Annotated in this window: 26 protein-coding genes; 16 read left to right on the top strand and 10 right to left on the bottom strand. The window is 36.3% G+C overall.

Features of this window, described 5'->3' with window-relative positions:
- Nucleotides 1-2: 2 nt before the first annotated feature.
- From glpE to AACV01_RS17175, 3 genes are all read right to left on the bottom strand, one after another.
- On the bottom strand, nucleotides 3-329 hold the full coding sequence (gene glpE / locus AACV01_RS17185; protein WP_004249057.1) for a thiosulfate sulfurtransferase GlpE: 327 nt from the start codon (nucleotides 327-329) through the stop codon (nucleotides 3-5).
- 180 nt (nucleotides 330-509) lie between these two features.
- Nucleotides 510-1,088: a Fe-S biogenesis protein NfuA gene (gene nfuA / locus AACV01_RS17180; protein ID WP_004246756.1), complete on the bottom strand. Its 579-nt coding sequence runs from the start codon at nucleotides 1,086-1,088 to the stop codon at nucleotides 510-512.
- Between the two features lie 60 nt (nucleotides 1,089-1,148).
- Complete coding sequence (locus AACV01_RS17175) at nucleotides 1,149-1,841, bottom strand: DNA utilization protein GntX (protein ID WP_072015410.1); 693 nt, start codon at nucleotides 1,839-1,841, stop codon at nucleotides 1,149-1,151.
- A 39-nt stretch (nucleotides 1,842-1,880) separates the two neighbouring features.
- On the opposite strand from AACV01_RS17175, the gene bioH reads away from it, so the two are divergent.
- Nucleotides 1,881-2,666: a pimeloyl-ACP methyl ester esterase BioH gene (gene bioH / locus AACV01_RS17170; protein WP_049203241.1), complete on the top strand. Its 786-nt coding sequence runs from the start codon at nucleotides 1,881-1,883 to the stop codon at nucleotides 2,664-2,666.
- Between the two features lie 25 nt (nucleotides 2,667-2,691).
- On the opposite strand, the gene AACV01_RS17165 is transcribed toward bioH, so the two are convergent.
- The 6 genes from AACV01_RS17165 to yihI form a co-directional block, all read right to left on the bottom strand.
- The gene (locus tag AACV01_RS17165; RefSeq protein WP_046334828.1) at nucleotides 2,692-3,138 is read right to left on the bottom strand and encodes an OsmC family protein; all 447 of its coding nucleotides are present in this window, start codon (nucleotides 3,136-3,138) and stop codon (nucleotides 2,692-2,694) included.
- 217 nt (nucleotides 3,139-3,355) lie between these two features.
- The gene (locus AACV01_RS17160; protein ID WP_004250034.1) at nucleotides 3,356-3,589 is read right to left on the bottom strand and encodes a FeoC-like transcriptional regulator; all 234 of its coding nucleotides are present in this window, start codon (nucleotides 3,587-3,589) and stop codon (nucleotides 3,356-3,358) included.
- Nucleotides 3,590-3,609: 20 nt separating this feature from the next.
- Nucleotides 3,610-5,940 (bottom strand): Fe(2+) transporter permease subunit FeoB, encoded by a 2,331-nt coding sequence (gene feoB / locus AACV01_RS17155; RefSeq protein WP_161682226.1) that lies wholly within the window; start codon nucleotides 5,938-5,940, stop codon nucleotides 3,610-3,612.
- 49 nt (nucleotides 5,941-5,989) lie between these two features.
- A complete protein-coding gene (gene feoA / locus AACV01_RS17150; protein ID WP_004246763.1) occupies nucleotides 5,990-6,226 on the bottom strand; it encodes a ferrous iron transporter A in 237 nt (78 codons plus the stop codon).
- Between the two features lie 392 nt (nucleotides 6,227-6,618).
- Nucleotides 6,619-8,067 carry a DUF4026 domain-containing protein gene (locus tag AACV01_RS17145; protein WP_161682224.1) on the bottom strand — a complete coding sequence of 483 codons (1,449 nt, stop codon included), beginning with the start codon at nucleotides 8,065-8,067 and terminating at the stop codon, nucleotides 6,619-6,621.
- Nucleotides 8,068-8,280: 213 nt separating this feature from the next.
- Nucleotides 8,281-8,781 (bottom strand): Der GTPase-activating protein YihI, encoded by a 501-nt coding sequence (gene yihI / locus AACV01_RS17140; protein ID WP_004249060.1) that lies wholly within the window; start codon nucleotides 8,779-8,781, stop codon nucleotides 8,281-8,283.
- 189 nt (nucleotides 8,782-8,970) lie between these two features.
- Here yihI and AACV01_RS17135 point away from each other — a divergent pair, with 189 nt between their 5' ends.
- The gene (locus AACV01_RS17135; protein WP_004246766.1) at nucleotides 8,971-10,446 is read left to right on the top strand and encodes a glycosyltransferase family 39 protein; all 1,476 of its coding nucleotides are present in this window, start codon (nucleotides 8,971-8,973) and stop codon (nucleotides 10,444-10,446) included.
- A 1-nt stretch (nucleotide 10,447) separates the two neighbouring features.
- Nucleotides 10,448-10,996 carry a GNAT family N-acetyltransferase gene (locus AACV01_RS17130; RefSeq protein ID WP_004246767.1) on the top strand — a complete coding sequence of 183 codons (549 nt, stop codon included), beginning with the start codon at nucleotides 10,448-10,450 and terminating at the stop codon, nucleotides 10,994-10,996.
- A gap of 76 nt (nucleotides 10,997-11,072) precedes the next feature.
- On the opposite strand, the gene AACV01_RS17125 is transcribed toward AACV01_RS17130, so the two are convergent.
- Nucleotides 11,073-12,431: an NCS2 family permease gene (locus tag AACV01_RS17125; protein WP_004249062.1), complete on the bottom strand. Its 1,359-nt coding sequence runs from the start codon at nucleotides 12,429-12,431 to the stop codon at nucleotides 11,073-11,075.
- 450 nt (nucleotides 12,432-12,881) lie between these two features.
- On the opposite strand from AACV01_RS17125, the gene AACV01_RS17120 reads away from it, so the two are divergent.
- From AACV01_RS17120 to AACV01_RS17060, 13 genes are all read left to right on the top strand, one after another.
- The gene (locus tag AACV01_RS17120; protein ID WP_237584974.1) at nucleotides 12,882-13,727 is read left to right on the top strand and encodes a two-partner secretion domain-containing protein; all 846 of its coding nucleotides are present in this window, start codon (nucleotides 12,882-12,884) and stop codon (nucleotides 13,725-13,727) included.
- On the top strand, nucleotides 13,687-15,399 hold the full coding sequence (locus AACV01_RS17115) for a hypothetical protein (protein ID WP_237584973.1): 1,713 nt from the start codon (nucleotides 13,687-13,689) through the stop codon (nucleotides 15,397-15,399). The genes AACV01_RS17120 and AACV01_RS17115 overlap by 41 nt, the downstream gene beginning before the upstream one ends.
- Nucleotides 15,400-15,473: 74 nt before the next feature.
- Nucleotides 15,474-15,842 carry a holo-ACP synthase gene (gene acpS / locus AACV01_RS17110; protein ID WP_004246770.1) on the top strand — a complete coding sequence of 123 codons (369 nt, stop codon included), beginning with the start codon at nucleotides 15,474-15,476 and terminating at the stop codon, nucleotides 15,840-15,842.
- Between the two features lie 21 nt (nucleotides 15,843-15,863).
- Entirely contained in the window at nucleotides 15,864-16,619 is a 756-nt protein-coding gene (locus tag AACV01_RS17105) for an SDR family oxidoreductase (RefSeq protein WP_041701383.1), read from the top strand.
- A 12-nt stretch (nucleotides 16,620-16,631) separates the two neighbouring features.
- On the top strand, nucleotides 16,632-17,210 hold the full coding sequence (locus AACV01_RS17100; protein ID WP_012368547.1) for a 3-hydroxyacyl-ACP dehydratase FabZ family protein: 579 nt from the start codon (nucleotides 16,632-16,634) through the stop codon (nucleotides 17,208-17,210).
- Nucleotides 17,211-17,222: 12 nt separating this feature from the next.
- Nucleotides 17,223-17,543 (top strand): acyl carrier protein, encoded by a 321-nt coding sequence (locus AACV01_RS17095; protein ID WP_004246773.1) that lies wholly within the window; start codon nucleotides 17,223-17,225, stop codon nucleotides 17,541-17,543.
- 30 nt (nucleotides 17,544-17,573) lie between these two features.
- Nucleotides 17,574-18,722, top strand: coding sequence for an aminomethyl transferase family protein (locus tag AACV01_RS17090; protein WP_161682223.1), 1,149 nt, complete (start codon nucleotides 17,574-17,576; stop codon nucleotides 18,720-18,722).
- A 63-nt stretch (nucleotides 18,723-18,785) separates the two neighbouring features.
- Complete coding sequence (locus AACV01_RS17085) at nucleotides 18,786-21,347, top strand: beta-ketoacyl-[acyl-carrier-protein] synthase family protein (RefSeq protein ID WP_017628638.1); 2,562 nt, start codon at nucleotides 18,786-18,788, stop codon at nucleotides 21,345-21,347.
- Nucleotides 21,344-22,561: a beta-ketoacyl synthase N-terminal-like domain-containing protein gene (locus AACV01_RS17080; RefSeq protein ID WP_004246776.1), complete on the top strand. Its 1,218-nt coding sequence runs from the start codon at nucleotides 21,344-21,346 to the stop codon at nucleotides 22,559-22,561. Before AACV01_RS17085 ends, AACV01_RS17080 begins: the two co-directional genes overlap by 4 nt.
- Nucleotides 22,558-23,592 (top strand): ATP-binding protein, encoded by a 1,035-nt coding sequence (locus AACV01_RS17075; protein ID WP_161682221.1) that lies wholly within the window; start codon nucleotides 22,558-22,560, stop codon nucleotides 23,590-23,592. Before AACV01_RS17080 ends, AACV01_RS17075 begins: the two co-directional genes overlap by 4 nt.
- A gap of 11 nt (nucleotides 23,593-23,603) precedes the next feature.
- Nucleotides 23,604-24,311, top strand: a complete 708-nt coding sequence (locus AACV01_RS17070) for an ATP-binding cassette domain-containing protein (RefSeq protein WP_161682219.1) — start codon at nucleotides 23,604-23,606, stop codon at nucleotides 24,309-24,311.
- On the top strand, nucleotides 24,292-24,960 hold the full coding sequence (locus tag AACV01_RS17065) for a hypothetical protein (RefSeq protein WP_049196814.1): 669 nt from the start codon (nucleotides 24,292-24,294) through the stop codon (nucleotides 24,958-24,960). Before AACV01_RS17070 ends, AACV01_RS17065 begins: the two co-directional genes overlap by 20 nt.
- On the top strand, nucleotides 24,960-26,267 hold the full coding sequence (locus AACV01_RS17060) for a hypothetical protein (protein WP_161682217.1): 1,308 nt from the start codon (nucleotides 24,960-24,962) through the stop codon (nucleotides 26,265-26,267). The genes AACV01_RS17065 and AACV01_RS17060 overlap by 1 nt, the downstream gene beginning before the upstream one ends.
- Nucleotides 26,268-26,276 lie beyond the last annotated feature (9 nt).

Raw genomic sequence — 26,276 nt, 5'->3', positions numbered from 1 at the left:
AATTATTGCAGAGAAGTTATCGCTTGAGGAAACTCTCTTAGCCATGCTTCAAAACCGCCATTAATACTATATACGGTTTCAAAGCCCATATTGACCAGATATTGTGCTGCGCCTTGGCTACTATGACCGTGATAACACATCACCATCACAGGAACATCAAAATCAGCATCTTGTAGAAATTGGTTAAGCGTATCATTTGTTAAATGAAAAGCGCCAGTGGCATGACCAAGACGATAACTTTGCGGATCTCTTACATCAACTAAAATAGCCGATTGAGATACCCAAAATTGATAGGCTTGTTCAACACTAAGAAATTGAAAACTATCCATAATTGTCTTATTTATTATATTGTTAATTACATTGTTATGTTCTGAGCGAGAGAACGATATCACTATAATAACGTCAAATCAGTAAAGATGGCGTTACCTTTTGTAAATGATAATGGCATATACACAAATCCCCTAGGATATCTGTGCAGGTGAATATCAAAGGGGATTTGTAATAGAGGATCAGTAGTAGGAGTGATCACCACGTTGGTGTTCGGTTAAATCTTTCACGCCTTTTAACTCTTCTGGGAACAGGTTAAGTAGCTCTTTTTCGATACCATCTTTTAAAGTGACATCAATCATGGAGCAGCCATTACAACCACCACCGAATTGTAAGATAGCATAGCCATCTTCAGTGATTTCCATCAAGCTTACGCGGCCACCGTGACTCGCTAACTGTGGGTTGATTTGTGATTGCAGTACATATTCAACACGTTCAATTAAAGGCGCATCGTCAGCCACTTTACGCATTTTTGCATTAGGTGCTTTTAATGTTAATTGTGAGCCTAATTGGTCTGTGACAAAGTCAATTTCTGCATCTTCTAAGAAAGGTGCACTGATGTCATCAACATAAGCAGAAAGTTTTTCAAATTTAATTTCTGTGTCGTTCGGCTCTACTGCATCGGGTGGACAGTAAGAAACGCCACACTCAGCGTTAGGTGTTCCTGGGTTAATGACAAAAACACGGATTTGAGTATTGGGTTCTTGATTAGCCAATAGTTTGGCGAAGTGTGCCTGTGCGGCATCAGTAATAGTAATCATATCGTCTTGCTCAATAGTTGACTGTTCTGGTTGGTTATCATACGCCCAATTGACGGTTAACTACAAGGTTCGGCAAATAGCCCATACCTCAACAGAGCGTGCTCCAGCACGAAATAGCAAAGGTACAATAGCATTGAGCGTCGCGCTTGTGGTGATAACATCATCAATCAGTGCCAGATCCTTGCCTGCCACTGACACGGTGCGATTTACGATAAAAGCATTATCTAAATTTTGTTGCCTTTGTTTGGCATTAAGATGTGTTTGTGCCAGTGTAGCACGAGTTCTTATCAAGGTATTAGGGTGATAAGAACAATTTAACCATCTTGCCAAAGGTTTAGCGATAGCCTCAACTTGGTCGAAGCCTCTACGCCAACGACGATGTCGATGTAGCGGTACGCTAATAATTTGCTCTGGCTTGCGAACTAAATTCTCGCGACGATGAGCAAGCCACCGTAATAAAAAAAGTTTCGCAAGACATAATGCTATCTGAGGGCGAGGATGATATTTATAAAGGTGTAATAATTTATTAAGCGGTGGGCGATAGTCAGTGACTGTCAACATCTGTTTCCAGCGTGGTGGTGATCGCAAACACCGTCCACACAATATCATTGAGTGGGTAGAGGGATACAAACATCCCGGACAACGATTATTTTGTTGTGGCAGATGACGAATACAACTTGAACAAATGCTGTGGTTACCATAACGCAATGGTTGACGACATAACCAGCAATATCCTGCTATTGTTATCAGCATAGTGAACATCCCTGTAAAATAAGAGAAGAGAGCATAACAATGAATAAATTGTATTGGCAGACTTTAGGTGAAGGAAAAACGCATCTTGTGCTGTTGCACGGATGGGGCTTGAATGCTCAGGTTTGGCAATCAATCATCGCGCGATTAAGCTCGCATTTTACCCTGCATCTGGTTGATTTACCGGGATACGGCAGAAGCCAAGGTTTTCCTGTGCTAACGCTTAAAGAGATGGCTGATATTGTTTTTTCACAGGCGCCTGAAAAAAAAGCCATTTGGCTAGGATGGTCATTAGGGGGATTAGTGGCAAGCCGTATTGCACTTGATAATCCTAATAATGTACGGGCGTTAATTACCGTTGCCTCTTCCCCTTGTTTTGCTGCTCATGAAGCATGGCCAGGAATTAAGCCAGACGTGTTAAAAGGTTTCGAGCAACAATTGAGTGATAACTTTCATCGGACGGTTGAGCGCTTTTTAGCCTTGCAAACACTCGGTACTCAAAGTGCTCGTGAAGATACTAAGGCCTTGAAAGCGGTCGTGTTGGCACAACCTTTGCCTTCCGTTGAAACATTAAACGGCGGGCTGGAAATTTTACGTACAGAAGATTTGCGAGAACAGCTTACTACCTTATGTTGTCCTTTTATTCGGCTTTATGGTTATTTAGATGGTTTAGTGCCAAGAAAAGTCGCAGCTTTATTAGATGCTCGTTATCCTGACTCTCCTTCGGTTATTTTTCGCCATGCCGCACATGCTCCCTTTATTTCTCATCCGGATGAATTTAGTGAGACCTTGTTAAAGCAGTGTGAGGCCTTATCAATTCTGGCATAAATGAAGAGGTTATAACGCTAATAGACTATTCAAGATGATATAGCGTTTCGCATTCTGGTGGGTTGGTTATGGTATCTAATATAGGGCAGGTTCGTTCAATAAAGGCGATAAAAGCTTCTATTTCTGTTTTACTATTATCTGCTTGGATATAGAAATGCGTCGTTATCTTACTAAAGCCGATTTTAGCCTGTTTATTCTTTCCCATAAAGCCATCAATATCTAGCTCGCCTTTTACCTCAATACGAATATTATGGAGATTAATATGGTGTAGGCGGGCGAAGCTCTTAGCAACAATGGATTTACAAGCACCGAGTGTGCCAAGTAGCGCTTCAACGGGGGTCATCGCGGTGTCGTTTCCACCCAATGAAATAGGCTCATCAAGTAATAATTGAAATTGGCGAGAAGCACATTGCATCTGCAACCCACCTTGTGTACCCGTAGAGATAATGGATGAGAATTCAGTGATCGGCATAATTTATTATCCTAATAAAGGTAAATGTATATAATTTCATTTTGGACATTTAGATGTCTTTATGGCTATTTAAGGATTGGATTATGCGCAGATGGTGGGAAAAGTAAAATGAAGAATAACCAGCAAAAGTTGAAAAAAATTCATTTTGATTATCAGAAAACCCCCCTGTGAGATAGCAGGGGGATATGGAAGGTATGTGTTTAAAAGAGACAGTGAGTTAGGAACGTAATTGATAAACTTTAGTCTGACATGCGGTGGCTTCAGGGCAGCTTTTACAGCTACCCACCAAGCACTCTTCTACATCGACCTCTTGTAATTTACCCATTAACGTAAGCCGCTCTAACATCGCTTTTACCATAGGTTCAGGTATATTAAGCTGATGGCTGACAAGACGAGCATCAGCCCGACCGTTAAGCGCGACACAATCACGAACTTGCATCAAACTTGCCATCTTATTTTTCCTTTTGTGACTTAGTGACAGCTACCTTGTTTACCACAGCACTGTTTCGCTAATGAGCGTTTGTTACTTAAATTAAAACTGAGACGATGACGAGATTTACGTAATAGTACAAAGACAATTAAGTTAAATATCAATACAGCAGCAATGGTGATGGTACTACTTTGTGGATGTTCGCTAAATGTCGCTGTTTGGTAGAATAAAGCGGCAAGTGAGTAAGCAATATTTAATCCCCAAAGAATAGAGAATGTCATCCAACCACGACTGGTTTCACGAGCAATAGCCCCCATTACAGAGACACAAGGCACATATAGTAGAACGAAAATTAAGTAGCTATAGGCCGCTATTGCACTACCAAATTTGCTGCCCATGGTACCCATAGTCCCCGTATCCATTTCACCATCACCTTTACTTGCCTCAATAGGATTGGAAAGTGCGGCGAATGTAAAGGTTTCTTTTAAGCTATCCCAAGTTTCAGCAAAGGCGTCACCAATTTCGCCCCATAGATCAAACTCTTCAGGAACGAAAGGTTCATTAACAATACTTTCTGCGGTGTACAGTGTATTTAATGTTCCTACAACCACTTCTTTTGCCATTGCCCCAGTGACTAAACCAACGGTAGCTTGCCAGTTATCGTTATGCACACCAATAGGTTGCAATAACGGAGTGATTACTTTACTGACGGAAGCGAGGGCAGAATCATTAATACTATCAGCCGCTTTACCGGAAAAAGTGAAGCTATTTAATGCACCAATAAACATACTGGCGATGATAATCACTTTACCCGCGCGGATAACAAAGCCTTTTAAACGTTGCCAAGTTTGTATTAATAAGGTTTTGATATGGGGAACGTGATAAACCGGCAACTCCATGACAAAAGGAGAAGCTTCACCTCGCATAATGGTATGTTTGAGTAGTAAACCCGTCAAAATAGCAACAAGGATCCCTAATAAATAAAGTGAAAAAACCACGCTGGCGCCATTTTTACCAAAGAATGCGGCAGCAAAAACAGCAAATATGGCTAAACGTGCACCACAAGACATAAAGGGAGCCATTAAGATAGTAATTAATCGCTCTCTTGGGGCGTCTAGAGTACGTGCCCCCATAATGGATGGGACGTTACAACCAAATCCAACAATCAGCGGTACAAAGGATTTACCGGGCAATCCTAGCGCTTGCATTAATCTATCCATCACGAAAGCAGCACGTGCCATATAGCCAGAGTCTTCAAGGATAGATAAAAAGAGATACATCATGCCGATTTGTGGTACCAGAGGGAGTACAGTATTAATACCACCACCAACACCTTGAGCAAGGAAAATAGTTAACCATTCAGGGAAATGGAATGTTGCACCTAGCCATTGGATCCCATGTATAAAGATAGCTTCAGAGCCACCTTCAAAAGCAGGCTGCAATGCTCCACCAATATTGATGGCAAGCACAAACATTAAATACATGACAAACAAGAAGATAGGAACACCTAACCAGCGATTTAATATCACTTTATCGATATTTTGTGTGAGCTGATTGGGCTTAATGGACTCCATATTAATGACTGCATGGCAAATACGCTCAATGTTTTGATAACGTGCATCGGCAATCACTAATTCTGGCTCATTACTATGCTCAGTTTGAATGCGCTGACGAATGGCTTTTATCTCTTGTGAGGTAATTTCAGCACGTTGATGAGTATAGATATCCCCTTCTAAACATTGTAATGCCATCCAACGGCGTTGCTGTAAATTGAATTCATCGTGATTAATTTTTTCAGCTAAAGATTCAACTTCGTTTAATAACCATGTTGGATAAGAAGTTAGTAACTCTTCGGGTTTTCTTTTGGTGGCAGGAAAGCTATCAATAGTGTCTTTCAGTTTATCAATCCCTGATGCCTTGGTTGATACCATAGGGATCACCGGACAACCGAGTTGTTCAGAAAGTGCTTGAATATCAATTTGCATATTTTGGTGTTCAGCAATATCAAGCATATTCAGTGCCACGATACAGGGAATACCGAGTTCAAGCAGTTGTAATGTGAGATAAAGATTACGTTCAAGATTGGAAGCATCTACAACGTTAATCAACATATCCGCTTCATTACTTAAGATGAAGTGACAAGCAATTTGCTCATCAAGAGAGGTCTGTTCTGAAATTGTTGTTAAAGAATAAGTGCCCGGTAAGTCAACTAATTCAATTTTATGATTTTTGGTTGTAAAGCGACCTACCTTACGTTCAACAGTAACACCTGCCCAGTTACCGACACGTTGACGAGAGCCTGTTAACTGATTAAAAAGCGTTGTTTTACCCGCATTAGGATTACCGATAAGACCAATAGTAAGAGGAGTCATAATAGTGATGCCAGTAGTTGTATTGCCTGAGTAGTTGATAAATAAGCTGTTATTTTTCGTTATGAGCGATTTCGCTAAGATTTATCAAAGCGAGATCTTTTTTACGCAAAATTAAAGAGACCCGATGAGTTTCAATTTGGATAGGATCACCTAAAGGTGCGATACGGATCACATTGAAAATAGCGCCTGGCAGCATCCCTAATGATAATAGCTTCTGCCGATAGGCAGGGCTAATTTGCGGGGAATAGCTGAGGATCTTGTAGCTATGATTTGGAATGAGAGACATAAAACGTCCTTCCACTAATTATATTGATACAAAAAATAATGATACTGATAATTATTAACGCATTTAAAAAGAAAACGCACAAGAAAAATAGGGTGATTAGGTAAATATTTAATGCAAATGAGAATTATAACCATCTTTATTGAGTATAATTTAGCCCACAATGGCTATGTGTTCTCTTGATGTACATCAATTTAATTTATAATAATGGTCGAAAAGCTATCAGATAAATGCAGTGAAGGCTGTACTGTTATTCATCAAAAAACAAACTGTAACAGTTAGAGATAATTGCGCATCATTAGTGTAACAATCAGTGAATGCTATTAACGGGATCTATCATCAAGGTCATACTGACAGATCCCGTTGCAGAGAATAGTGCTACTTAATTAGTGGGATTAGTGAGTCTGCTGGTGGCTAAAAAGTTGATAAATCGTATTAGGGGTATAACTATAACCTTTATAAGAGATAACCCAATCAGTGATGAACGCAATATCAATGGGATAAATGCCACCTTCTTCCATTTCTTGTACATAGAATGGTACGTTAAGTAACTTAGCATAAATTCGGTCACCTTCTCGAGACTGAGGGATAAACCACATGTGCTCAAGCTCTTTTTTTTCCTTATCACCATAAGGAATACCAAACTTAATCATAAATTGCCATGGGCTCTCAGTTTCTTCATTGCTCTCTTTACTACCTAATAATTTTGCCAAGAAACCGGTTTTTTTCTCTACGGGGGGCTGATGGTAGTTATCAAACATGGAGAGAAAATATTGCCAACGCCTTTTGGCCTTTTCTGCCATTTCGTAGGTTTCTTCGTTACTGCGTAGTAGCATCATGGCTTGTTGTTCTTCATAACCTTTAAAGAAAGTTTCTAAAATAGGGTTTTCTTCATTAGTTCTAAATAACATCGATGATGGGTGCTGATGATATTCGTCTCTATCAGCCATATCGCCCAGAAATACGCCATGTGGTGCCCCTTGAGTGTTATAACGCATCTCTTCTAATGGTCTAAGACTATCTAAAGGTGTGGACTGATTAACGTGACGTATACCTTCTTCAAAGGGTAGCGCGACTAAATATTCTAATCCTGACGAAGTTTGTCCACAAAGCATCGGCTCGCCAAATTCAATTTGGCGGTTGTTAATACTGTTATTGACGAAGCAACGGAAAAGATCAGGAATACCGTAGTAAGATTCCAACATGCTTGGGATCACTAAATCAACTTCAGTTAAGCCACAACGTTGCAAGCCATGGGTATGAAACCAGAACATGGTTGGTGGATCATTTTCTGTATCGTAAACTGCATGAATAACATACAAACTTTCTACTTCAGGATAGAGATCGGGTGTCTCCAATTGAAAACGTATCCATTCGGGAGTTAATCCTTTACCTGCGGCAGATTCATCCAGTGCGAGGATCATTTCTGGCGCAATTATGTTCAGTAGATTGAGCTGATGGCGATAACTCGCTAAAGGATGTAGGGTGTCAGAGAACATCGTTTCTAATAAGATGTCTTGAGTGGTGGCATTGGCATGGGCTAATAGCTCAGGAGTCATCTCATCTGTCGCATACATAGGACGTATTTGATAATCTTCTGATCGTAGTAGCAGGCAGATAAAAAAATGGAGCTCATCATCGCCATGTTGGCAATGATAGAAAAAACCTTCATCAAGATCATCACTAAGATAGCTTATCTCACCATCTGTGTATTCGGTCTGTTCCTCTAGGCGTTGTTCTATCAATGCATAGTTTAGTGGCTGTGCAGGGAATGCCACTATACGAGAGGGCTCTTTTTTTCCTTGCCCTGCGGCGATATCTAAATAGTGTTGTTTATTATCCATACTTATTATTACTCGTATATTAAAAGAAGAAAAATAGAATATCAGGGTTATTTAATAAGAAATAGATAGAGTTGTCTGAGCTTTTATTTAAAAAATAAATTTAAATAAAAAATCATAATTTCTAATTATGACTATTTAAAATAGAGAGAAAGGAAATGAACAGATACCAATATATATTTGGTATCTGTCAGATTAAGATAGGGTAACGATAAATTACTTACCTTTTAATAACTGCATAATATCTTCTGTTTTTTCTTCATCGTCATCTTCTTCAAACTCAATGCCTAATTCCGCCATTAACGCATCGATGCGATCAAGGGTTTTTTCAGTATAAGCTTGCTCTTCAGGATTGAGTTTACCCCCTTCTTCCAGACGAGAGAGTAATTCATCTAAACGAGTATCATTCTCTAAGAGTGCTAACTCTTCTTCTAACGATAAGCGCATAGGCTCCATTTTTGTTGGCGCGGATTTTTTCTTATCTACTTTAGGCGCCTGATTATCCACGATGAGTGGAATTGGTTTTTTACTACCAATACGTGGATCTTTCTGTTCATTGGTTTGCGCTTGCTCTTTTTTCATCGCTTCCTGCTGACGGTTACCAGCAGGATTGCCACGATGCTTTTTCTGGCGCTTACGTTCACGTCCTTCTGCATTTAGCTCTTCACGTGTTTTTTTACGCGTTTTAGCTGCGGGTTTTCTTTTAATCATATTCATAATGGTAACTCGATTTGTGATCTTATTGGTTGCGCAATCTATCAGAAACTATTTTGCGATAAAAGCACGAATTTAAGACAATTTAATATTTACTCACGTACAATGTAGCGCTCGGTTTACTATACTTTACTGTATTGTGATAGCAATTAACTATAAATTTAAACTAATTAACTTAACATTCTGTTTATTATGACATTATCATTTGCTCGATTACGCAAACCAGTTTATTGGTGGATAATTGGTTATGCGGTTTTATGGATTATCGTCAGCTATTTATTTGATCCCACCGTACCTTATGATGCCGTAGAAGCGGTTAACTGGGGTACTAATGGCGGTTGGGGCTCACCTAAAAACCCTTGGTTTGTTGGTTTTATTATGTGGCCAGCCATTTATGGTGGTATTGATTTTAGCTTTTATTGGTATTTTATCCACTTTGTGATGATAGCCATCGGCTTATTAGGTGTTTGGAACTTAGCCTATAAGTTAACCAAAAATTATCACCTAGCTTGGTTTGCCATGTTAGGTTTAAATTTATCAGGAATTATTAATTTCGATATCATTCCTTATAACGATAATTATATTTTAGTGGGTTGCTGGCCTTGGGCGCTCTATTTCTTTTTATGCGCGATCAATGACAACCCCAAATATTGGTGTGGATTCGCTGTAGTGATGGGGGTGGCTACTATGGGGAAATACTCCTCATTAGCCCTGATTGGTGCGGTATTCTTATTAAGCGTATTAGTACCTAAAGTTCGTCAAAGCTATCGCTCCCCTTATTTTTACTTTGCGATAGCTATCTGGTTGGCGTTTGTCATACCTAATTTTATTTGGTTGTGGCAAAACGACTTTGCCGCCTTTAAATGGGTCGACTCACAAATAGAAGCACGTTTTAATTTACGTACGTTACGTGCCGCTTTAACGGTTTTCTATCCAGTGCTACTAATGTGGGGAATTGTACGTCTTTATGGTGGGCGAGTTAGTTGGCGTACTTCTCAAGATAGTCAATTATTGAATTTTATTTTGCTATTCCCATTAGCGATTATTTTTATTTGGTTTAGTTTCCATGAAGGGGGACGTATCACTGAGTGGTTACAACCTTTTATGTCAGTGGCTACCGCTCTTTTTGTCGGCTCAATTAGTGTCATACCTAAGCGCTCATTACGTGGTGTGTTATATGGTTTAGCGGTTTTTGGTATGTTAGTGGTATCTGGTTATACGGTAGTACAAGCTGCTAATGTGCGTAATGCGGGTCAAAAGTTTATTGGTGTTAAAACCTTTGTACAAGATGTCGAGAATGCTTGGCATCAGCATTATCATCAGCCTTTATCTTATGTAGGGGGTGAGTATATGCATGAGTGGGTCACTTTTTATGGCAAAGATAGACCGCTATCAGCCCAACCCTGGATTGTCGAGAAAGATGTTCAGCCCCCTAATATTTATAACCGTCATATTACGTTGGCGCAATTAGAGGACAAAGGTGTCTTATTGATTGGCCCTGTGGGGTATTACTGTGATAAAGCCCATTTCGATGCGGGATTACAATATTGGCCGAGTTTAAAAATAGCAGATACTCAAGAGGTCATGTTTCGCTCTGAGCCCGATGCACTGGCGGAGCCGGTATGTATCGCTTTTGTCTCGCCTAAACAGCAATCAGAGAAGTTGTAAAATGCGTTATGCTGATATTCGTATTGAAACAGAGCGATTATTATTACGCTCTTTTGCCATGAAGGATGCTCAAGAGTGGTTCCAGATTATGAGCTCTCCTGAGGTTACTCGTTATTGGAGCCATCTTCCTTGGCAAAATATACAACAAGCGAAGGAAGATATTATTCAGGATATTACGCATATGGAGCGTAAGGAATATCTGCGTTTAGCCATTATTGATAAAGCAACAGATAAACTTATTGGCATGTGTGTATTCTTCAATCATCATCTCCATTCTTGCCGTGGTGAAATTGGTTATTGTCTTGATAACGCCTTTCAAGGAAAAGGGTTGATGTATGAGGCAATGATTGCTTTTATTGATTATTTAAGAACACATCTATCAATACGCCGTTTAGAAGCGGATATACATCCCGATAACCAAGCCTCTAGGGCATTATTAACCAAGCTTGGTTTTGAGCAAGAAGGCTATTTAAAGCAACGCTGGATTGTTGGTGATGAAGTGTCTGATTCCGCTATTTTTGGTTTGTTGCTACCAACTTATATTAAGTAATTTAAGATAATAAAAAGCACCAGTAATGAATATTATTGGTGCTTTTTTTATTATCAATAAATTAATTTATTAAATATTAAAATAAATTATTTAAATCAATGACGTGAGTATCAATTAATAATATTTTTAGAATAAATAACAGTGAAACGATCACCACACAGAGATTAATTTCTTTCCAGCGTAGAGTACCTACTTTCATCACACAATAGGCGATAAAGCCAAGGGCGATACCTTCGGTGATAGAAAAGCTAAATGGCATCATCACGGCGGTAATAAACGCTGGTACGGATTCAGTTAAATCATCCCATTTTACGCGCGTTAAGCTGGAGGTCATCAGCACCCCGACGTAAATTAATGCCCCTGCGGTAGCGTAGCTTGGCACCATGCCAGCCAGTGGTGATAAGAAAATGGCGAGTAAGAAAAGAATACCGACCACAACTGCAGTTAATCCGGTACGACCACCAACAGAAACACCCGAGGTACTTTCAATAAATGCGGTAACAGATGATGTCCCCATGGCGGAGCCTGCGACAGAACTTAAACTATCTACATAGAGCGCTTGTTTCATTCGTGGGAATTTACCTTTATCGTCTGTTAAACCCGCCTTATCGGTGACACCAATTAATGTACCGGATGAGTCAAATAAGTTAACCAACATAAAAGCAAAGATAACCCCAGACAAGCCAATATCTAATGCGCCAACAATATCAACCTGCCCTACAACGGGAGCAATAGAAGGGGGGATATCAAAGATACCTTGATATTGAACATCCCCTAATAACAGGCCAATCACCGTAGTGATAATAATCGATATGAGAATTGCCGCATGAATATTACGAGCCGCAAGGATGGCGATAATAAAAAAGCCTAGTGCACCTAATAACACATTGTGGGAGGCAAAATTACCGATAGTCACAATGGTGTCGTTGTTAGGAATAATGATCCCAGAGTTTTTTAGGCCCATCATGGCAATAAACAGACCGATACCGCTGGTGATCCCAACACGCAAACTAAGCGGAATATGCGCTATTATCCAATAGCGTATACGAAAGAGAGTAAGCAAAAAGAGACCTACTGCGCCCCAAAAAATAGCGCCCATGGCCACTTGCCATGAATACCCCATCGCTCCTACTACGACAAAGGCAAAAAAGGCATTTAGACCCATCGCGGGTGCGACGGCGATGGGTAGATTAGCCACCAGTCCCATTAAAATACTACCGAACGCGGCAATTAAGCAGGTAGTAACAAACACTGCTTTAATATCCATATGGGCTGCAGCAAGAATTTGTGGGTTAACAAAGATAATGTAAACCATGGTTAAAAAAGTGGTGACACCGGCGATCAGTTCTGTGCGAACCGTGGTGCCGTGTTCCTGAAGTTTAAACAGGCGTTGGAGCAAACTCTGCGGAGCAGAATTTGGTGATGACATGCTCATAGACAAAAGATCCCAAAAAAAATGTTTTTCGCTTTATCCTACACAAATAAATTAGAAACTGCACCTAAAAAGTAATCGATTGCGTTTTAAGACGAACATATCACGAAAAAGTGTTATAGAGATAAAGGAGGTATAGGTTTTAATTAAGCATTAATACCTATAGTAATAAGTCTTGTTATTAGAAATAAAATGACATCTCTATTGGTATTATTTTTATTAGAGTAATTATTTATATTGTTTTCATTTTATTTAGTTCTGGATCTAATTAATTATGAATATGCTTTCCTATTGCCAAATAAATATATTTCTCTAAAGTTAATTCACCAGTAAATTTCAATCGATTTTTTGTTTTATATTTTATTTGTCACCTGTTAGTGCTTAATAGATCTTTTAAATAAAGAGAGATTTTATTATTTAAGTAACTTTTTTGCTTAATATAAGGTAATTATAATGAATAGGAAAAAAATTGTTTCTTTTAAAATTAATTTATTAGTTTTCTCTGTATTATCAACGTTAAATATGGCGACTGTAGTACAGGCTGATCCGTCTGCTCATATTGTTGTGCAACAACAGCAAAAAAATAGTAGTGTTGATATTCTTAATATTGCCGCAGCGATTAATGGCTATTCCAGTAATTCATTAACCAGTTTTGATGTTTCTGAAGCAGGATTAATATTAAATAATAGTCCTGATGGTGCTGATACTCAATTATCGGGGCATATTGACGGTAATAGTAATTTATCTAGCGGTGCGGCAAAAGAGATTACTCTTGAGGTTAATGCTAAAAAAGCCATTACGTTAAATGGCCCTGTTGAGGTGGCCGGAACAAAAGCACGGGTTATTTTATCTAATCCTGCTGGAATTATTTGTAGTAGCTGTAACTTTCTTAGTGCTGACCGTGTTGTGTTGACTACTGGGAAAGTGAATACACAAAATGATACCGTTGATAGTTATAAAGTGGAAAAAGGGAATATTACTGTTAAAGGTAATGCCACTTTTGATAAAAGTGCGCAACAGATTGATTTAATTGCCCGCAATGTTTCTATTGAAACGCCTCTTGATGCATCTGGTATTAATGTGAATGTGATAACTGGCGCTAATGAAGTTAAAGCACAAGATAATACGGTGGTTGCACAAAAGCCAACAGGCGTTGCTAGTAAATATAGTTTGCAGATAGTCAAGAATGCAGGAGTGAGAAGCTCATCGCTAAAATTTATAGGTACTGAAGCTAACTCACCACTGAAAAATAATGGTAATGTTGAAACTGCTGGGGGGGGGGATCGAGCTTATTCATAGCGGTGCACTTGATAATAATAAAGGTAACTTCTTATCTGAGGGGGATATCTATTTTGCTTTCGATAAAGGTGTTACAAATAGTACTGGTGAAATACAAAGTACTAAAACTATCTCAATAGAAACAAAAGAAGCAAAAGTTGATAATATCTCTGGTGGTAATATTTCTGCTGATGGAAATGTAACTATCAATAGTGGTGAATTTAAAAACAATGCCTCCTATATTGCAAGTAAAGATAAATTAGATATTCAGACAAACGGTAAACCAATAACGAATACTGCAACGGTCGGTGAAGGCGTCGGTATTTCTGCTACTAATGGTATTAAAATTAATAGTGGCTTATTTAATAATAAAGAGGGTCAAATCAATTCTAAAAGTGTCATTGATATTAATACTAACCTAAAAGACTTCAAGAATATTGATGCTTATATTGATGCGTCAGGGGATATTAGTATTAATAGTGGCGCAATGAATAATACCCATAGCCGCCTACGCTCAGTTACTCGTGTTGAAATTGATACTAATGGTAAGGCGCTGAAAAATACCGGCATGACTGCAGATACTGCTAGCGATGATTCATTAGGTATTCTTAGTGGTCTGGATGGTATGACAGTTAATATTGCTGGACTGAATAATGACCAAGGGATTATTGCCACCGATGGCGATATGAACTTCACTAATAAAGGCGACATTACCAATAAATGGGGACATATAAAATCAGGGGGGTACTTGACATTTAGTAGTGATAAGATCAAAAACCTCTATGGTGGCTTAGCATCTAAAACCGGTGCTAATGTGACTTTCTCCCAGACATTAGATAATAACTTTGGTGTTTTTTACTTAGAAGGCGATAGTGTCACCATCAGTGCGCCTTATATAAATAATAATAAAGGTGTTATTAAAGGAGACGCTATTTATTTTAAAACAGATAAATTTAATAACACATCAGGATTTGTGATCACTGAACAGAAATTAGAGATTGATACACCAGAACTGACGAATAACAGCAGTTTAGATTTCAAAACAGAAATGGGCTTTTATCTGGGGCAACCTGATCAGAAAGGGGGATTAATTAGTAAAGGCGAAATGAAATTAAGCGGTAATAAATTAGTGAGTAATAAAGGACGTATTGTAACAGAAAATGGGGATATGGAGCTTAAATTCACCTCTGTTGATAATACCAGTGGTACTATTGCATCACATAAAAATGCCTCTGTAGTGACAAGCACCTTTACCAATTCACAAGGCACATTGTTTGGCCAGGATAAATTAACACTACAAACCGATACACTGAAAAATAACAGTACAGGTTCGGTTGAAAGTAATACCTTAAAAGGTGTTATTGCGTCGAGTGGTGATACTGAAGTGACGGTTAATCGTGATTTTGAAAACAATGGCGTCATTTCTGGTGTAGAACATTTACGTGTAAATATAAATGGTAAATATACCAATGCCAGCAATAGTATTATGTCAGGTAAAAATAGTTTCGAATTAGGTGTGACAGGAAATATTATTAATCGCGGTATTCTTAATTCAATAAAAGACACGACTATTTCTGGTGAGAATATTACTAATGAAAAATCAGGTATTATTGTTGGTAGAGAAAGTATTACTATCGATAATAAAGGCACTTTTACTAATAAAGGTAAAGTTGTCGGGCCGTTAAATAAATAACATTTTAGCCTATCTATGAGCGATATTTTGTCGCTCATAGATCAAAGGATACACCATCTTGAGTATGAAATAATATGGGAATAGGAACTGATATTATAGAAATAAAAAAGGTGGCTATTGCAATATGTAGAAGTGGTGAACCGTTAACTCAGCGATTATTAACTGAATATGAAAGAAACAGTATCGGTAGAATTCATGAAAATTATCATCGTGTTGCAGGGTTTTGGGCTGCTAAAGAAGCCGCTGTAAAAGCAATAGGTACAGGATTTCGTTTGGGAATTTTATTTCATGATATTGAAATAAGGCATGATGAATATGGCGCACCTTGTTATTTTTTTACAGGCCATTTTTCTAATTTATTAAAGCAGAAAAAAATAACCCAATCATTATTAAGTATTTCTCATTGTGATCATTATGCTGTCGCTGTTGCAATTTTTAATTGATGCTTTTATAGGTGTTTTATTATGTTTATATATTCTGATCTAAAGAATAAGAATGTGATTGTTACAGGAGCTAATGGTGATATAGGTATTGCAATTTGCCAGAAATACCTTGAACAGCAGTGTCATGTTTATGCATTATATCACCAAAATAGAAATAACTTAGATAAGTTAAAAAAAGAGAGTGAATATTGTCAGCACTTATATATATTACAATGTGATATCAATAATGATAAATCAATTCATGATTTTTTAGATAAACTAAAGGCATATGCTAATGCTATTCATATATTAATCAATAACGCAGGTGTAATTAAAGATGAATTATTTTCTGCTATAAATATAAGTGAATTTGAATATGTTATTAAAACCAATTTATTAGGGACTTGTCAATTTACTAAACAGTTATTGCTTTTATTAAGATCGGCAGAAAAAGCGACCATTATTAATGTTGCTTCTATTGCAGGGATTGTTCCAAGTATTGGGCAAAGTAACTATAGCGCCGCTAAGGCTGGAATTATAGGTTTTACTCATACGTTGGCTGCAGAGTTGGCAGGTAAAGGAATTCGAGTCAATGCGGTGGCACCGGGTATGATTGAATCTGACATGGTCAAAAAAGTGTCACGCCAAGTCGTACGTCATATTAAATCGGTTATTCCATTACAACGATTGGGAGCAAGTGCTGAAGTTGCCAATACCATTGTATTTTTAAGCTCCGAGGCATCCAGCTATATTGTTGGGCAAACATTAATCGTTGATGGTGGGATGGTGATGCGATGAGAGGTAACCCTTATGAGTCTCTATAATCAATCGTTATTGCCTCCTACACTATTTTTAAAATTAGGCGCATGGCGACAACCGACCATTATGGTTGATAGGATTGTCGATTTTGTCCCTAGTGAAAAACCTATTATCAAAACGATTAAACATGTCACCTTTAATGATCCCTATTTATTAGGACATTTTCCAACCGACCCTGTTATGCCAGGGGTTATGGTGGCGGAAATCTTTGGTCAAACGAGTGAGTATTTATCTTTTATTGATGACTTTTGTTCAATTTATAAAATAGAACACAATATTGAATTAACTACATTTAAAGAAATAGCCAAAGCCCTTAATGAGCCGAGATCAGAACGAATTTTAATTCAGCATCGAAGAAAAGTTTCCGGTGTATTGGCCTCACAAAATTTAAGGTATAAAAATGCTGCTTACCCAGGAGATACCATAGAGATAACAAGCATTCTATTATTTTCTGATAAAAGCAATTTTAAACACTATTCTGTTGAGGCAAGAGTGGGAAAGAAAATTATTGCTAATGGCACCATAGTTAATTTCAGAGAATATAATCATTCTGAACAAAATAAAAATTAGGATATTAATAGTATGGAAAATGACGATAAGTTAAATGAAAAAATTGAACAAAGAAAAAAAATGTTAAAGCGAGTCAAAGAAGGGCTTATTGAACGACTCAATTTAAATAAGAGTATTAATCAAATAGATGATGATACTCCGTTATTTGGTAGTGGTTTAAAATTAGATTCTGTTGATGCCACAGAGATTATTGTCTTTCTTAATGATGAATTTAATATTCAAGTAACAGAAGGTGATGATCCTTCTTATATGAGAACAATAAATAGCCTAACAACCTTTATTTTAAATAAACAGCGAGAAAAACAAGAAAAAAATGAGAGTAATAATAATTAAGTTATATCATTTTTATTTATTGGAGATGTTATGAAATACTTTGAAATGGAAAATAAAGCGAATGTATTATTCGGTGAATATAATGGAGTGACACTTCCCAAACGTTATACTAATGAACATGAGGCTTATTTCTCGGTAAGAAATAGCATATTAATGACAGACTTTTCTCATTATGGCATGGTTAAAATTTCTGGTGAAGATGCTTGGCGGTTACTCAATTATCTTATTTCTGCAGACATTTCATCTATTCGTGATGAACAACTACTTTATACATTGTTGCTAGATAAAGAAGGGAAAATAATAAGTGATGCCTATGTACTATGTGATAATGAACACTATTTTTTAATCTCAGAGTGGATGAATAGTGATGCCATATGCCAGCAGATAAAAAAAGTATTAGATAAGCAAGATGAACGGGGTGAATGCTACCAAATTGATGCTATCGCTTCTCTTACTCCAGATTGGCGTATGATCTGTCTGGAAGGCCCCTATGCTTGGGAAATTTTATCTGAAATCGTCGGTATGGATATTATTGGATTACCTTTTCATGAGTTTATGTATGTTGATGAAGATGTCATTACTATGCGTGTTGGTAAACACGGTGAATATTGTTATCACATTATGGGAGATGAAGAGAAGTTAATGTCTATTTGGCGACATTTATGCACTTTATCTGAGAAATTTGATTTAAAGATTGGTGGGGTTGATGATTTAAAAAATATACGACTAGAAAATCCTTGTTGGGAGCCTCAAGTGATTAATCCTTTTAGTCGCTGTCCTATTGAGTTACAGATGCAATGGGCGATTAGTTACGATAAAGATGCATTTATTGGTCAAGATGCAATAAAACAACGTGCCGATAATGGGGTAGATCAGAAAATAGTGGGCGCAAGAATAATTAATATGCCTCAGAATGCTGCAATTTTACAAGGCGATGCAATCTATTACCAAAATGAACAAATAGGCGTAGTTATTCAAGTGGGATACTCTTTTATATTAAAAGAACATATTGCTAGAATATTATTAAAACGAGAATTTGCTTACGTTGATATTGATGACTATAAAATAAAAACGGCTTATGGTGATATTGATTTTATCACAACGAGTATTCCCTTTGTTAATAATTCAAGTTTAATAATTAATCCAACCGAAGATAGTTATCTTGAAAGACATCAATAATGAAAGATTAAATTTATAGCAAAAATATTTATTAAAAATAATAAATATTATATAGGAATTAACATGAATAGTAGACGCCGTCGGGTTGTAATAACCGGAATGGGGGTTTTATCATCTTTAGCTAAAGATGTGCCTCAATTTAAACAGGTTCTTTTTAATAGACAATGTAATATTAAGCCAAGCCAACGCTATTTAAAATGGTTTAAAAATGCCAATGCATCTGAGATTGAGATGGCATTAGATTATTCAGATATACCGCAGCATATCGCTCGATCACTAGATAATGCGGCATTATGGGCATATCGAGTCTGCAATGAGGCATTACAACAAGCAAACTTAATAGATAATCAGTCTATTTTAGATAATACCGCGATGATCGTGGGCGTCTCTTCAGCAGGAACGGAAGCCTTTCTGCCATTATTTGAACAACATATTGATGATTTTTCGATAAAAAAAGCCATTTTATCCGGTGGATTTTCATCATGCTGTTCGAGTGTATCAAGTCTACTTGGCTTACGTGGTGGTCTTGAATTAGTGGCGACGGCCTGTACCGCAAGCCCTAACGCGATAGGTATGGGGTATGATTATATCCAAAATGGCAAAAATCCTGTTGTGCTAGCGGTCGGAACAGAACCCATTTATCTTCCTACCTTTGCGGGTTTTTATGCCCTTAATGTGATGAAAACAACACCAACTTCCCCATTTTCAGGTACTCCTGGTATGTCTATTGGTGAAGGTGCAGGAGCGTTAGTATTAGAAGATTATCAACATGCGGTTGAACGTGGTGCGACAATATATGGTGAAATTGTCTCTTACGCGACATCTTGTGATGCTTACCATGAAACTAGCCCTGATCCTCGAGGAAATGGTGCAGTGCAAGTTATGTATAAAGCACTGGATAATGCGGGTATTACTCCTAATGATATTGATTATATAAATGTGCATGGTACAGGTACTGAAGCAAATGATCGCATTGAAACCATGTCGATGAAAAAAGTGTTTCCTAATATTTATCATATCCCATTAAGTTCAACAAAATCTTATGTTGGTCATAATATTGGTGCTGCGGGTATTGTTGAAATCATCGCGTGTTTTATTTGTTTAGCAGAAGACAAACTTCCCCCTACATTAAATTTCACTCAGCCAAGGCATAGCTGTGATTTAAATTATGTACCGAATTTCTTTCAAGATAAAAAAGTAAAATTTTTTATGAAGAATAATTATGCTTTTGGAGGAAATAACTGCTCTATTATCGCAAGCCCTTATATTACAGATAAAACACCGACGGAATATAAAGCTAAAAAAGTGGTTATTACCGGAGTGGGGGCGATTACATCTATTGGCAATAATGTAATGGAGATAATAACAGCGATTTCGGCAGGAGATAAAACAGGTACATTAAAACCTATCGTATTTGCGAGTGATGTGCAGAAAGATATCGACAACTTGATGTCTGTTGTCATAAAAGATAATGATTTTGAGCAATCGTTAGGACATCCTTATTTTGATCTCGACATTGATCATCGCTTAAAAAATAACGCCTGTTATCATGCTATCACTGACGTTAATCCGAAAAAAACATTACGTTATTATGATCCAAGAAAAGCTATTCCTAGCGGGACTTATGCTTTATTCGCTTTAAATGAAGCACTTGCTAATGCTGGACGCAAAATTAAACGTGATGGTGATAACTTAGGTTTTATTGTTGGAATGTCAAAAGGGCCACAAAGTACCGTTAATCGTTATTTACAAAGTTTAATTCCTGATCCGCAAAAAGTAAGAACATCAGAATTTCCTGGTACTTTAATGAATGCAGTACCGACATTTTGTGCCATCACAGAGGGAATAAAAGGTTATACCACGACATTGGCAACAGGGGTTAATGCTGCATTAGGAGCGTTAACTTATGGTTATGAAATTATCAGGCAAGATCTACAACCTCAGGTAATTGTCGGAGGGGCAGATGAGCACTTCAGTTCTATTTCACTCTATTTTCAAGCGATGAGTAAGAAAGTTAATCTGACCAAGAATGCGACAGATTATCAGGTTTATTCTAATGCAAGTGCCGGCTATATCCCCGGAGAAGGGGCAGGGATGTTATTTCTTGAAGATAAAGAGTATGCCAAGCAACGAGGCGCTAAAATTTATGCTGAAATTATTGGCTACGGTAAAGCGAATGATAATACTTTTTTAGTAGACGAAAATATTACTGATAGAGTGGCCGCCTTATGTAAGGCTATCCAACAAGCATTATCTGAGGCGCAACTCAGTTGCCAAGATATTGATATTATCTGTGGTACCAGTGATGGTAATAAAGAGAATGATGAAGTTGAAATCCGTGCGATTCGGCAACTATTTTATCAAGCGGCAAATCATGTACCAGTAGTTAATTACAATGCCTTTTTTGGTTTAGTTGAATCATGCGCTGGGATATTGGCGATCTCTTTAGTGATTCATATGATGCAAAGCAACACGATAATACCTATTCCTTATACAAAAAGTTTTATAGCTGATGATATTCATTTTGTTACCCAACCGATTAATAAGCAGATAGAAACTGCTTTAGTTCTTGGTTCATCAGAAGGATGTAACCACTATGCAATTATCATCAGGAAACCGTTATGAAAAATGTTGCGATAAGTGGATGGGAACTTAATTTACCTTCAATAGTAAATTTTGAACAACTTTCTGAACAACTCTTATTAAAAAGAACAATTAAAACAGAGAAATACTTCTCTGATGATTATTTTGTAGAATATTTTAAATTTAATCATAATCCGGCGGTGATCCCCTATCAAAATATTCCCAATGATCATTTTGAGATATTAACGCGATTAATTCATAACAGTTTAAAACGGGCTAATATCACCCTAGAAAAGCTTCGCGCTTCACGTACCATAATGTATCTTGCAGGTCATGGGCCTAGAGCTGATTTTATGGATTACCAAGGGTTTTATGATAAAAACGATGCCGAAGATGTTCAATATTCTCCACAGATAAAATCACTCCATGCAGCCTCTTTTGCACAGGATGAATTAGCGAATAAATTGTGGGCTGAATATCAGTTAGATTTCCCACCTATTCCTATCTATTGTGCCAGTAATTCTGCGTTAATGGCTGTGCATATAGGACATAATGAAATAAGCCAAGATATGGCGGATATTGTAATAGTATTGTCGTGGAATAGCTTACTTTTACAAGATATAGCCTTTATGGATAGCCAAGGCATGTTAGTTGAAGCGCACGCTCAACCTTTGAGTAAATACAGTGATGGGGTCACCTTATCAGATGGTTATGCCGTGATGATTTTAGAAAGCCAACAACAGATAAACTCGAGACAATATCTTGCACCTGCTTATATCTATCATTCCGTTTTTATGCAAAGTAATGCTGAACGGACAATGGGAGGCACATTATTTAACTTTTATACGATATCAAAAGTGATTTCTCAGCTTCTCGATCTTAGTCATTATTTACCAAGTGATATTGGTGCTATTTTTATTCATGGTAATGGTTCGATTATTAGTGATAAAGCTGAGACGGTAGCTATTACTAACATATTTAAACAACCCATTCCTATTATTAGCTATAAAGGGCAGATAGGTTATATTTCTAATTGCTCTGGTATTATTGATTTAATGATTATAGCTGATTCATTAAAAAATAATCGATTGATCCCCTCAACTACACATTATCCAATAGATGATGGAATGGAGGTTAATTTCCTCACTAATCAAGAGTGTGTGAACTATAGCGCTAAACCTATTTTAAAAATCGGCTTAGGTATGGATGGCTCTATTATTGCCATGTTATTAATCGCAAATGGAGAGCAAGGATGAGGCGATTATTACCCACTGGTGCTATTAATTTAGCCGCTTATGCTTTTTTTGAGCCACAGGAGCCACTGATCCCTTTTATTCCTTCATGGTATAACGTATGGGAATCTCATATGTTACGTTTAGCGGGTAAAAAAAGCGCAGGAAAAAGTTGGAGTTTCCAACGCTATGGGGTCAATCATGATATGTATCTACGTGAAGGAATAAGAAAAACAAATTGTCGTCCTTACCTATCTGCAATAGAGCATGTGGTCGATCATGCTGTTGGTCAATTAGATACAAAATCACAATTCCTCTTAAAAAAAGAGCGAAATGGACTGATTTATATTGATGCATGGGGAGAGCTAACGGCTTTCGAACAGATAGATAGTTTAAGGGATGTGTTTACTCTTAATATTATTCCTAGAAATATCGTAAAAAAATACAGTATAAAAAATTTCTCTTGCAAAATAAGAGGTGAACGTAATGGTATGATGTCGGCACTATTATTAGCACAAAAACTCATTAATAGTGATTTACTTGATAATATATTTATTTGTGGTGGTTTTCGGGCTGTACCAATTTTATCTTTTAGTGAAATAGAAAGACAACCGATAACCCTTTTTTTCAAGCCTAATACATTGGAAAATATAAATAGTATTGAAAGAGTCGCCTGCATCATTATCAATAAAAAACAGTGTTCAGATATTTCGATTTCTATCAATCATTATTTTTCTATGAGTCAAAATAGAAAAAAAGCAATAAAGCAATTAGTTAAAAATTGGCACCGTTGTATTAATAAACAGACGGGTTCAATTTATATAACTGCGTTACTGACTTATAAATATATTTCTATGCTTGAAACCGCATTCACAGCATTACCTGTTAATCTTAATTGCTATTTTTTAAATCGTCTTTATGGTGATAGTGGATTTATCACACCGGCTCTTATGTTCGATCATTTACAAAAAGCAGCAGATAGTGCCTCTCATTACCTTTTGAGTGCATTTGATGGAGAAAATGGTGTTTGGCTGGTTGATTGTTGGAAACAATAATAAGGTATTTTATGTATGGAATAACAAAAGCACGCCAAATAGCATTATTTTCACTAACAAATATTAATAAATTTAATCATGATAAAAGTAACGCTGAAATAATTTTTAAAAATCTCACATTCGATATTAATAATGAGCATTTTACATTAATAAAATATCAACAAGAGAATGAAAAGAATGCATTGATTGATATTATTTCAGGAGTTGATATTCAATATACTGGTTATACTTATTTTTTAGGTAACTATATAAATATTCTAGATGAAAAGCAGCGAGCTTTATTAAGGAATAGAATGATCGGTTTTGTTTTCAAAGAAAATTACTTTTTTAATCATTGTAATGTATTTGATAATATTTATTATTCAGTAGTCGATCATAAAGATAAAAAAAAGCTAAAGAATAATATTATAAATACACTTAAATCTATGGGCATAGAGAAACTCTATAATAAAACCCCAAAATCGTTATCAACAGATCAATTGCTAAAGGTTGCCTTTAGCAGAGCTTTAGTGAAAAAACCTAAGTGTATCATTGCTAATTATAATAATGATTGTTTCAGTCAGAATAACTTTGATTATTTTATCCAATTATTATCACAAGTACATAAAGATTTATCTATACCAATATTATTAATCACTAATTGTAATCATCTAAACATGACTGTAGATAAAATTATAACGCTTAAACATGGAGAGTTATATGATGGGGAGAAAACTTAATTGTATCGGTATTATTTTAATAATAATTTCTCTATTGCTCTCGCAAGTAGAGAGTAAAATAGACATTAAAAATAGCGATAAACGTTTTTTATTATTTATATCACTGAATACATTTACTGCCAGTGATAAATTGACCTCATTAATTTCAGAGTTAGAATACAGTATAAAACAAGTTGATCATCCATTTGATAAAGTCATTTATGGTTATGTCAGTGTATTTTTATCCGCTTATTATCATAAAAATAAAGCTTATTCTCAGGCTGCACAGACAATAAAAAAGGCCTTTTTTTATCTTGATGAGGTTGTTGAACAAAATCCAACTAATTGGCGGTTGATCTATCTAAGATTAAGAATGGATGCTTTTACACCTCGTTATTTAGGGCGCTGTGTGGTGGCTAAAAAAGACAGTCAGCAATTACTTGAGAATATTAATATCAATAGTGAACTTATACCTATGATTAATTATATGTATGCGCGTGCACTATTTAGTTGTGAGCAAGTGACACAAGCAAAAAAGATCATGGATCAATTACTTAAAGAAAATGAAGCGAGTAAAAAAATTGCTCGATATAGTTTCACTAGCGTTCCTCCTTGGTTATCTATTGAAAAGACCGCGGTTATTCAACCAATAACATTAGAGAGTGATTAATGGAAAATATTATTATATTCATCTCAATATTTATTTTGATAGTATTACTTTCTAGTTCATTATCTTGGTTTTATATCAAATACACATTAGGGTTACTTTATATAACCCTTAGCCATTTTTATCGAAATTTATGTTTTATCGTTTTACTCTGTGTCGCCATCTCGATTTTGGAGGGTGTTTATCATCACCTCACGCTACTGCTCAAAGAGCAAGTAGCATATTCCAATTTAGGGCATATCGAAATTTATAAAATAGATAATAAACAGGATATTACTGATAAGAAAGATTATTTGGAAATAACCAATGCTGAAGAAATCATCCATTTATTAACTTATGATAATCAGTTATTAGAAAAAATTCAGGTAATTTCACCACAAATTATTTTTTCAGGCATGATAGAAAATGTTATCAATAAAAAAACAGCATTGTTTTCTGGCCTAGCCATCGAGCCTAAGTCATTATTAACCATCGGAGCATACGATCTAACTGTTTCAGGGAGTGAATTGTCTCATGTCAGAAGAACTGAGATCACGATAGATAAGTTTATTGCTGATGCTATAAATATAAACTATGGGGATTTAGTTAATGTTGTATTTATTCATAATAATGAAAAAATGGTATTACCAACTTATGTACGTGGTATTTTTAACACACAAATAAATAGTTATCCTTATGCCATGATCAAAGTTCCATTAGAAACACTACAATATATAAAAAAAATTAAAAGTGTCTCGAAAATAAATATTCTATTAAAAAATGTGTATGATATGGATAGCGTAATAGCTAAAATAACAAGGATTAATAAAGAAAAATCTTTAAATTTGCAAGTGATCCCTGTTATTGAGAGACAAAGTTATATTATTTCTATTGTGACATTCTTTAAGTGGTCAATGCTATTATTGTATAGCATTATTGCTATTTATTATTATTTTTCAGTAAATAAAATCATTATCATCACGATCAAAAAAGCTATTGGTGATCTGTTCGAATTTAATCGATTAGGTATTTGGCGAGGTAGTTTTTCTCGATTGTTTATTTTATTGGCTATTTTTATGACTATAACAATTTCTATAACGATATTATTAATTCATCAGCTATTATCTTGGTTGATTAATTTGAAACAAATCAATATTTCTTTATCTGATAATAATAGCTATTCATTGATGATCCCTTGGCTATGGCAATATGATGCTATGTTTAAAATCCCTCTATTATTATTTTTTTCCGCAACAATCGCTTCGTGTAACTCTATTTTTAAAGTTAGCCACTATTTAAAGAATTATCAAAAAAATAATATTACTATTTAGGAGTATGGT

This window comes from Proteus sp. G2609 (assembly GCF_963896135.1).
Classification (GTDB): domain Bacteria; phylum Pseudomonadota; class Gammaproteobacteria; order Enterobacterales; family Enterobacteriaceae; genus Proteus; species Proteus mirabilis.
The sequence above is the reverse complement of the archived record's forward strand: the minus strand, read 5'-3'. Positions and strand labels throughout refer to the sequence as shown.

Excerpts from the sequence above, each read along its gene's own strand:
- AACV01_RS17120 (WP_237584974.1), top strand. The coding sequence starts at position 12,882 with ATGAATAGGAAAAAAATTGTTTCTTTTAAAATTAATTTATTAGTTTTC.
- AACV01_RS17080 (WP_004246776.1), top strand. The coding sequence starts at position 21,344 with ATGAAAAATGTTGCGATAAGTGGATGGGAACTTAATTTACCTTCAATA.
- AACV01_RS17065 (WP_049196814.1), top strand. The coding sequence starts at position 24,292 with ATGATGGGGAGAAAACTTAATTGTATCGGTATTATTTTAATAATAATT.
- AACV01_RS17075 (WP_161682221.1), top strand. The coding sequence starts at position 22,558 with ATGAGGCGATTATTACCCACTGGTGCTATTAATTTAGCCGCTTATGCT.
- AACV01_RS17060 (WP_161682217.1), top strand. The coding sequence starts at position 24,960 with ATGGAAAATATTATTATATTCATCTCAATATTTATTTTGATAGTATTA.
- AACV01_RS17145 (WP_161682224.1), bottom strand. The coding sequence starts at position 8,067 with ATGGATAATAAACAACACTATTTAGATATCGCCGCAGGGCAAGGAAAA.
- AACV01_RS17105 (WP_041701383.1), top strand. The coding sequence starts at position 15,864 with ATGTTTATATATTCTGATCTAAAGAATAAGAATGTGATTGTTACAGGA.
- feoB (WP_161682226.1), bottom strand. The coding sequence starts at position 5,940 with ATGACTCCTCTTACTATTGGTCTTATCGGTAATCCTAATGCGGGTAAA.
- AACV01_RS17100 (WP_012368547.1), top strand. The coding sequence starts at position 16,632 with ATGAGTCTCTATAATCAATCGTTATTGCCTCCTACACTATTTTTAAAA.
- AACV01_RS17085 (WP_017628638.1), top strand. The coding sequence starts at position 18,786 with ATGAATAGTAGACGCCGTCGGGTTGTAATAACCGGAATGGGGGTTTTA.
- nfuA (WP_004246756.1), bottom strand. The coding sequence starts at position 1,088 with ATGATTACTATTACTGATGCCGCACAGGCACACTTCGCCAAACTATTG.
- AACV01_RS17130 (WP_004246767.1), top strand. The coding sequence starts at position 10,448 with ATGCGTTATGCTGATATTCGTATTGAAACAGAGCGATTATTATTACGC.
- AACV01_RS17160 (WP_004250034.1), bottom strand. The coding sequence starts at position 3,589 with ATGGCAAGTTTGATGCAAGTTCGTGATTGTGTCGCGCTTAACGGTCGG.
- AACV01_RS17115 (WP_237584973.1), top strand. The coding sequence starts at position 13,687 with ATGTTGAAACTGCTGGGGGGGGGGATCGAGCTTATTCATAGCGGTGCA.
- glpE (WP_004249057.1), bottom strand. The coding sequence starts at position 329 with ATGGATAGTTTTCAATTTCTTAGTGTTGAACAAGCCTATCAATTTTGG.
- feoA (WP_004246763.1), bottom strand. The coding sequence starts at position 6,226 with ATGTCTCTCATTCCAAATCATAGCTACAAGATCCTCAGCTATTCCCCG.
- bioH (WP_049203241.1), top strand. The coding sequence starts at position 1,881 with ATGAATAAATTGTATTGGCAGACTTTAGGTGAAGGAAAAACGCATCTT.
- yihI (WP_004249060.1), bottom strand. The coding sequence starts at position 8,781 with ATGAATATGATTAAAAGAAAACCCGCAGCTAAAACGCGTAAAAAAACA.
- AACV01_RS17070 (WP_161682219.1), top strand. The coding sequence starts at position 23,604 with ATGTATGGAATAACAAAAGCACGCCAAATAGCATTATTTTCACTAACA.
- AACV01_RS17090 (WP_161682223.1), top strand. The coding sequence starts at position 17,574 with ATGAAATACTTTGAAATGGAAAATAAAGCGAATGTATTATTCGGTGAA.
- AACV01_RS17135 (WP_004246766.1), top strand. The coding sequence starts at position 8,971 with ATGACATTATCATTTGCTCGATTACGCAAACCAGTTTATTGGTGGATA.
- AACV01_RS17095 (WP_004246773.1), top strand. The coding sequence starts at position 17,223 with ATGGAAAATGACGATAAGTTAAATGAAAAAATTGAACAAAGAAAAAAA.
- AACV01_RS17125 (WP_004249062.1), bottom strand. The coding sequence starts at position 12,431 with ATGAGCATGTCATCACCAAATTCTGCTCCGCAGAGTTTGCTCCAACGC.
- AACV01_RS17175 (WP_072015410.1), bottom strand. The coding sequence starts at position 1,841 with ATGCTGATAACAATAGCAGGATATTGCTGGTTATGTCGTCAACCATTG.
- AACV01_RS17165 (WP_046334828.1), bottom strand. The coding sequence starts at position 3,138 with ATGCCGATCACTGAATTCTCATCCATTATCTCTACGGGTACACAAGGT.
- acpS (WP_004246770.1), top strand. The coding sequence starts at position 15,474 with ATGGGAATAGGAACTGATATTATAGAAATAAAAAAGGTGGCTATTGCA.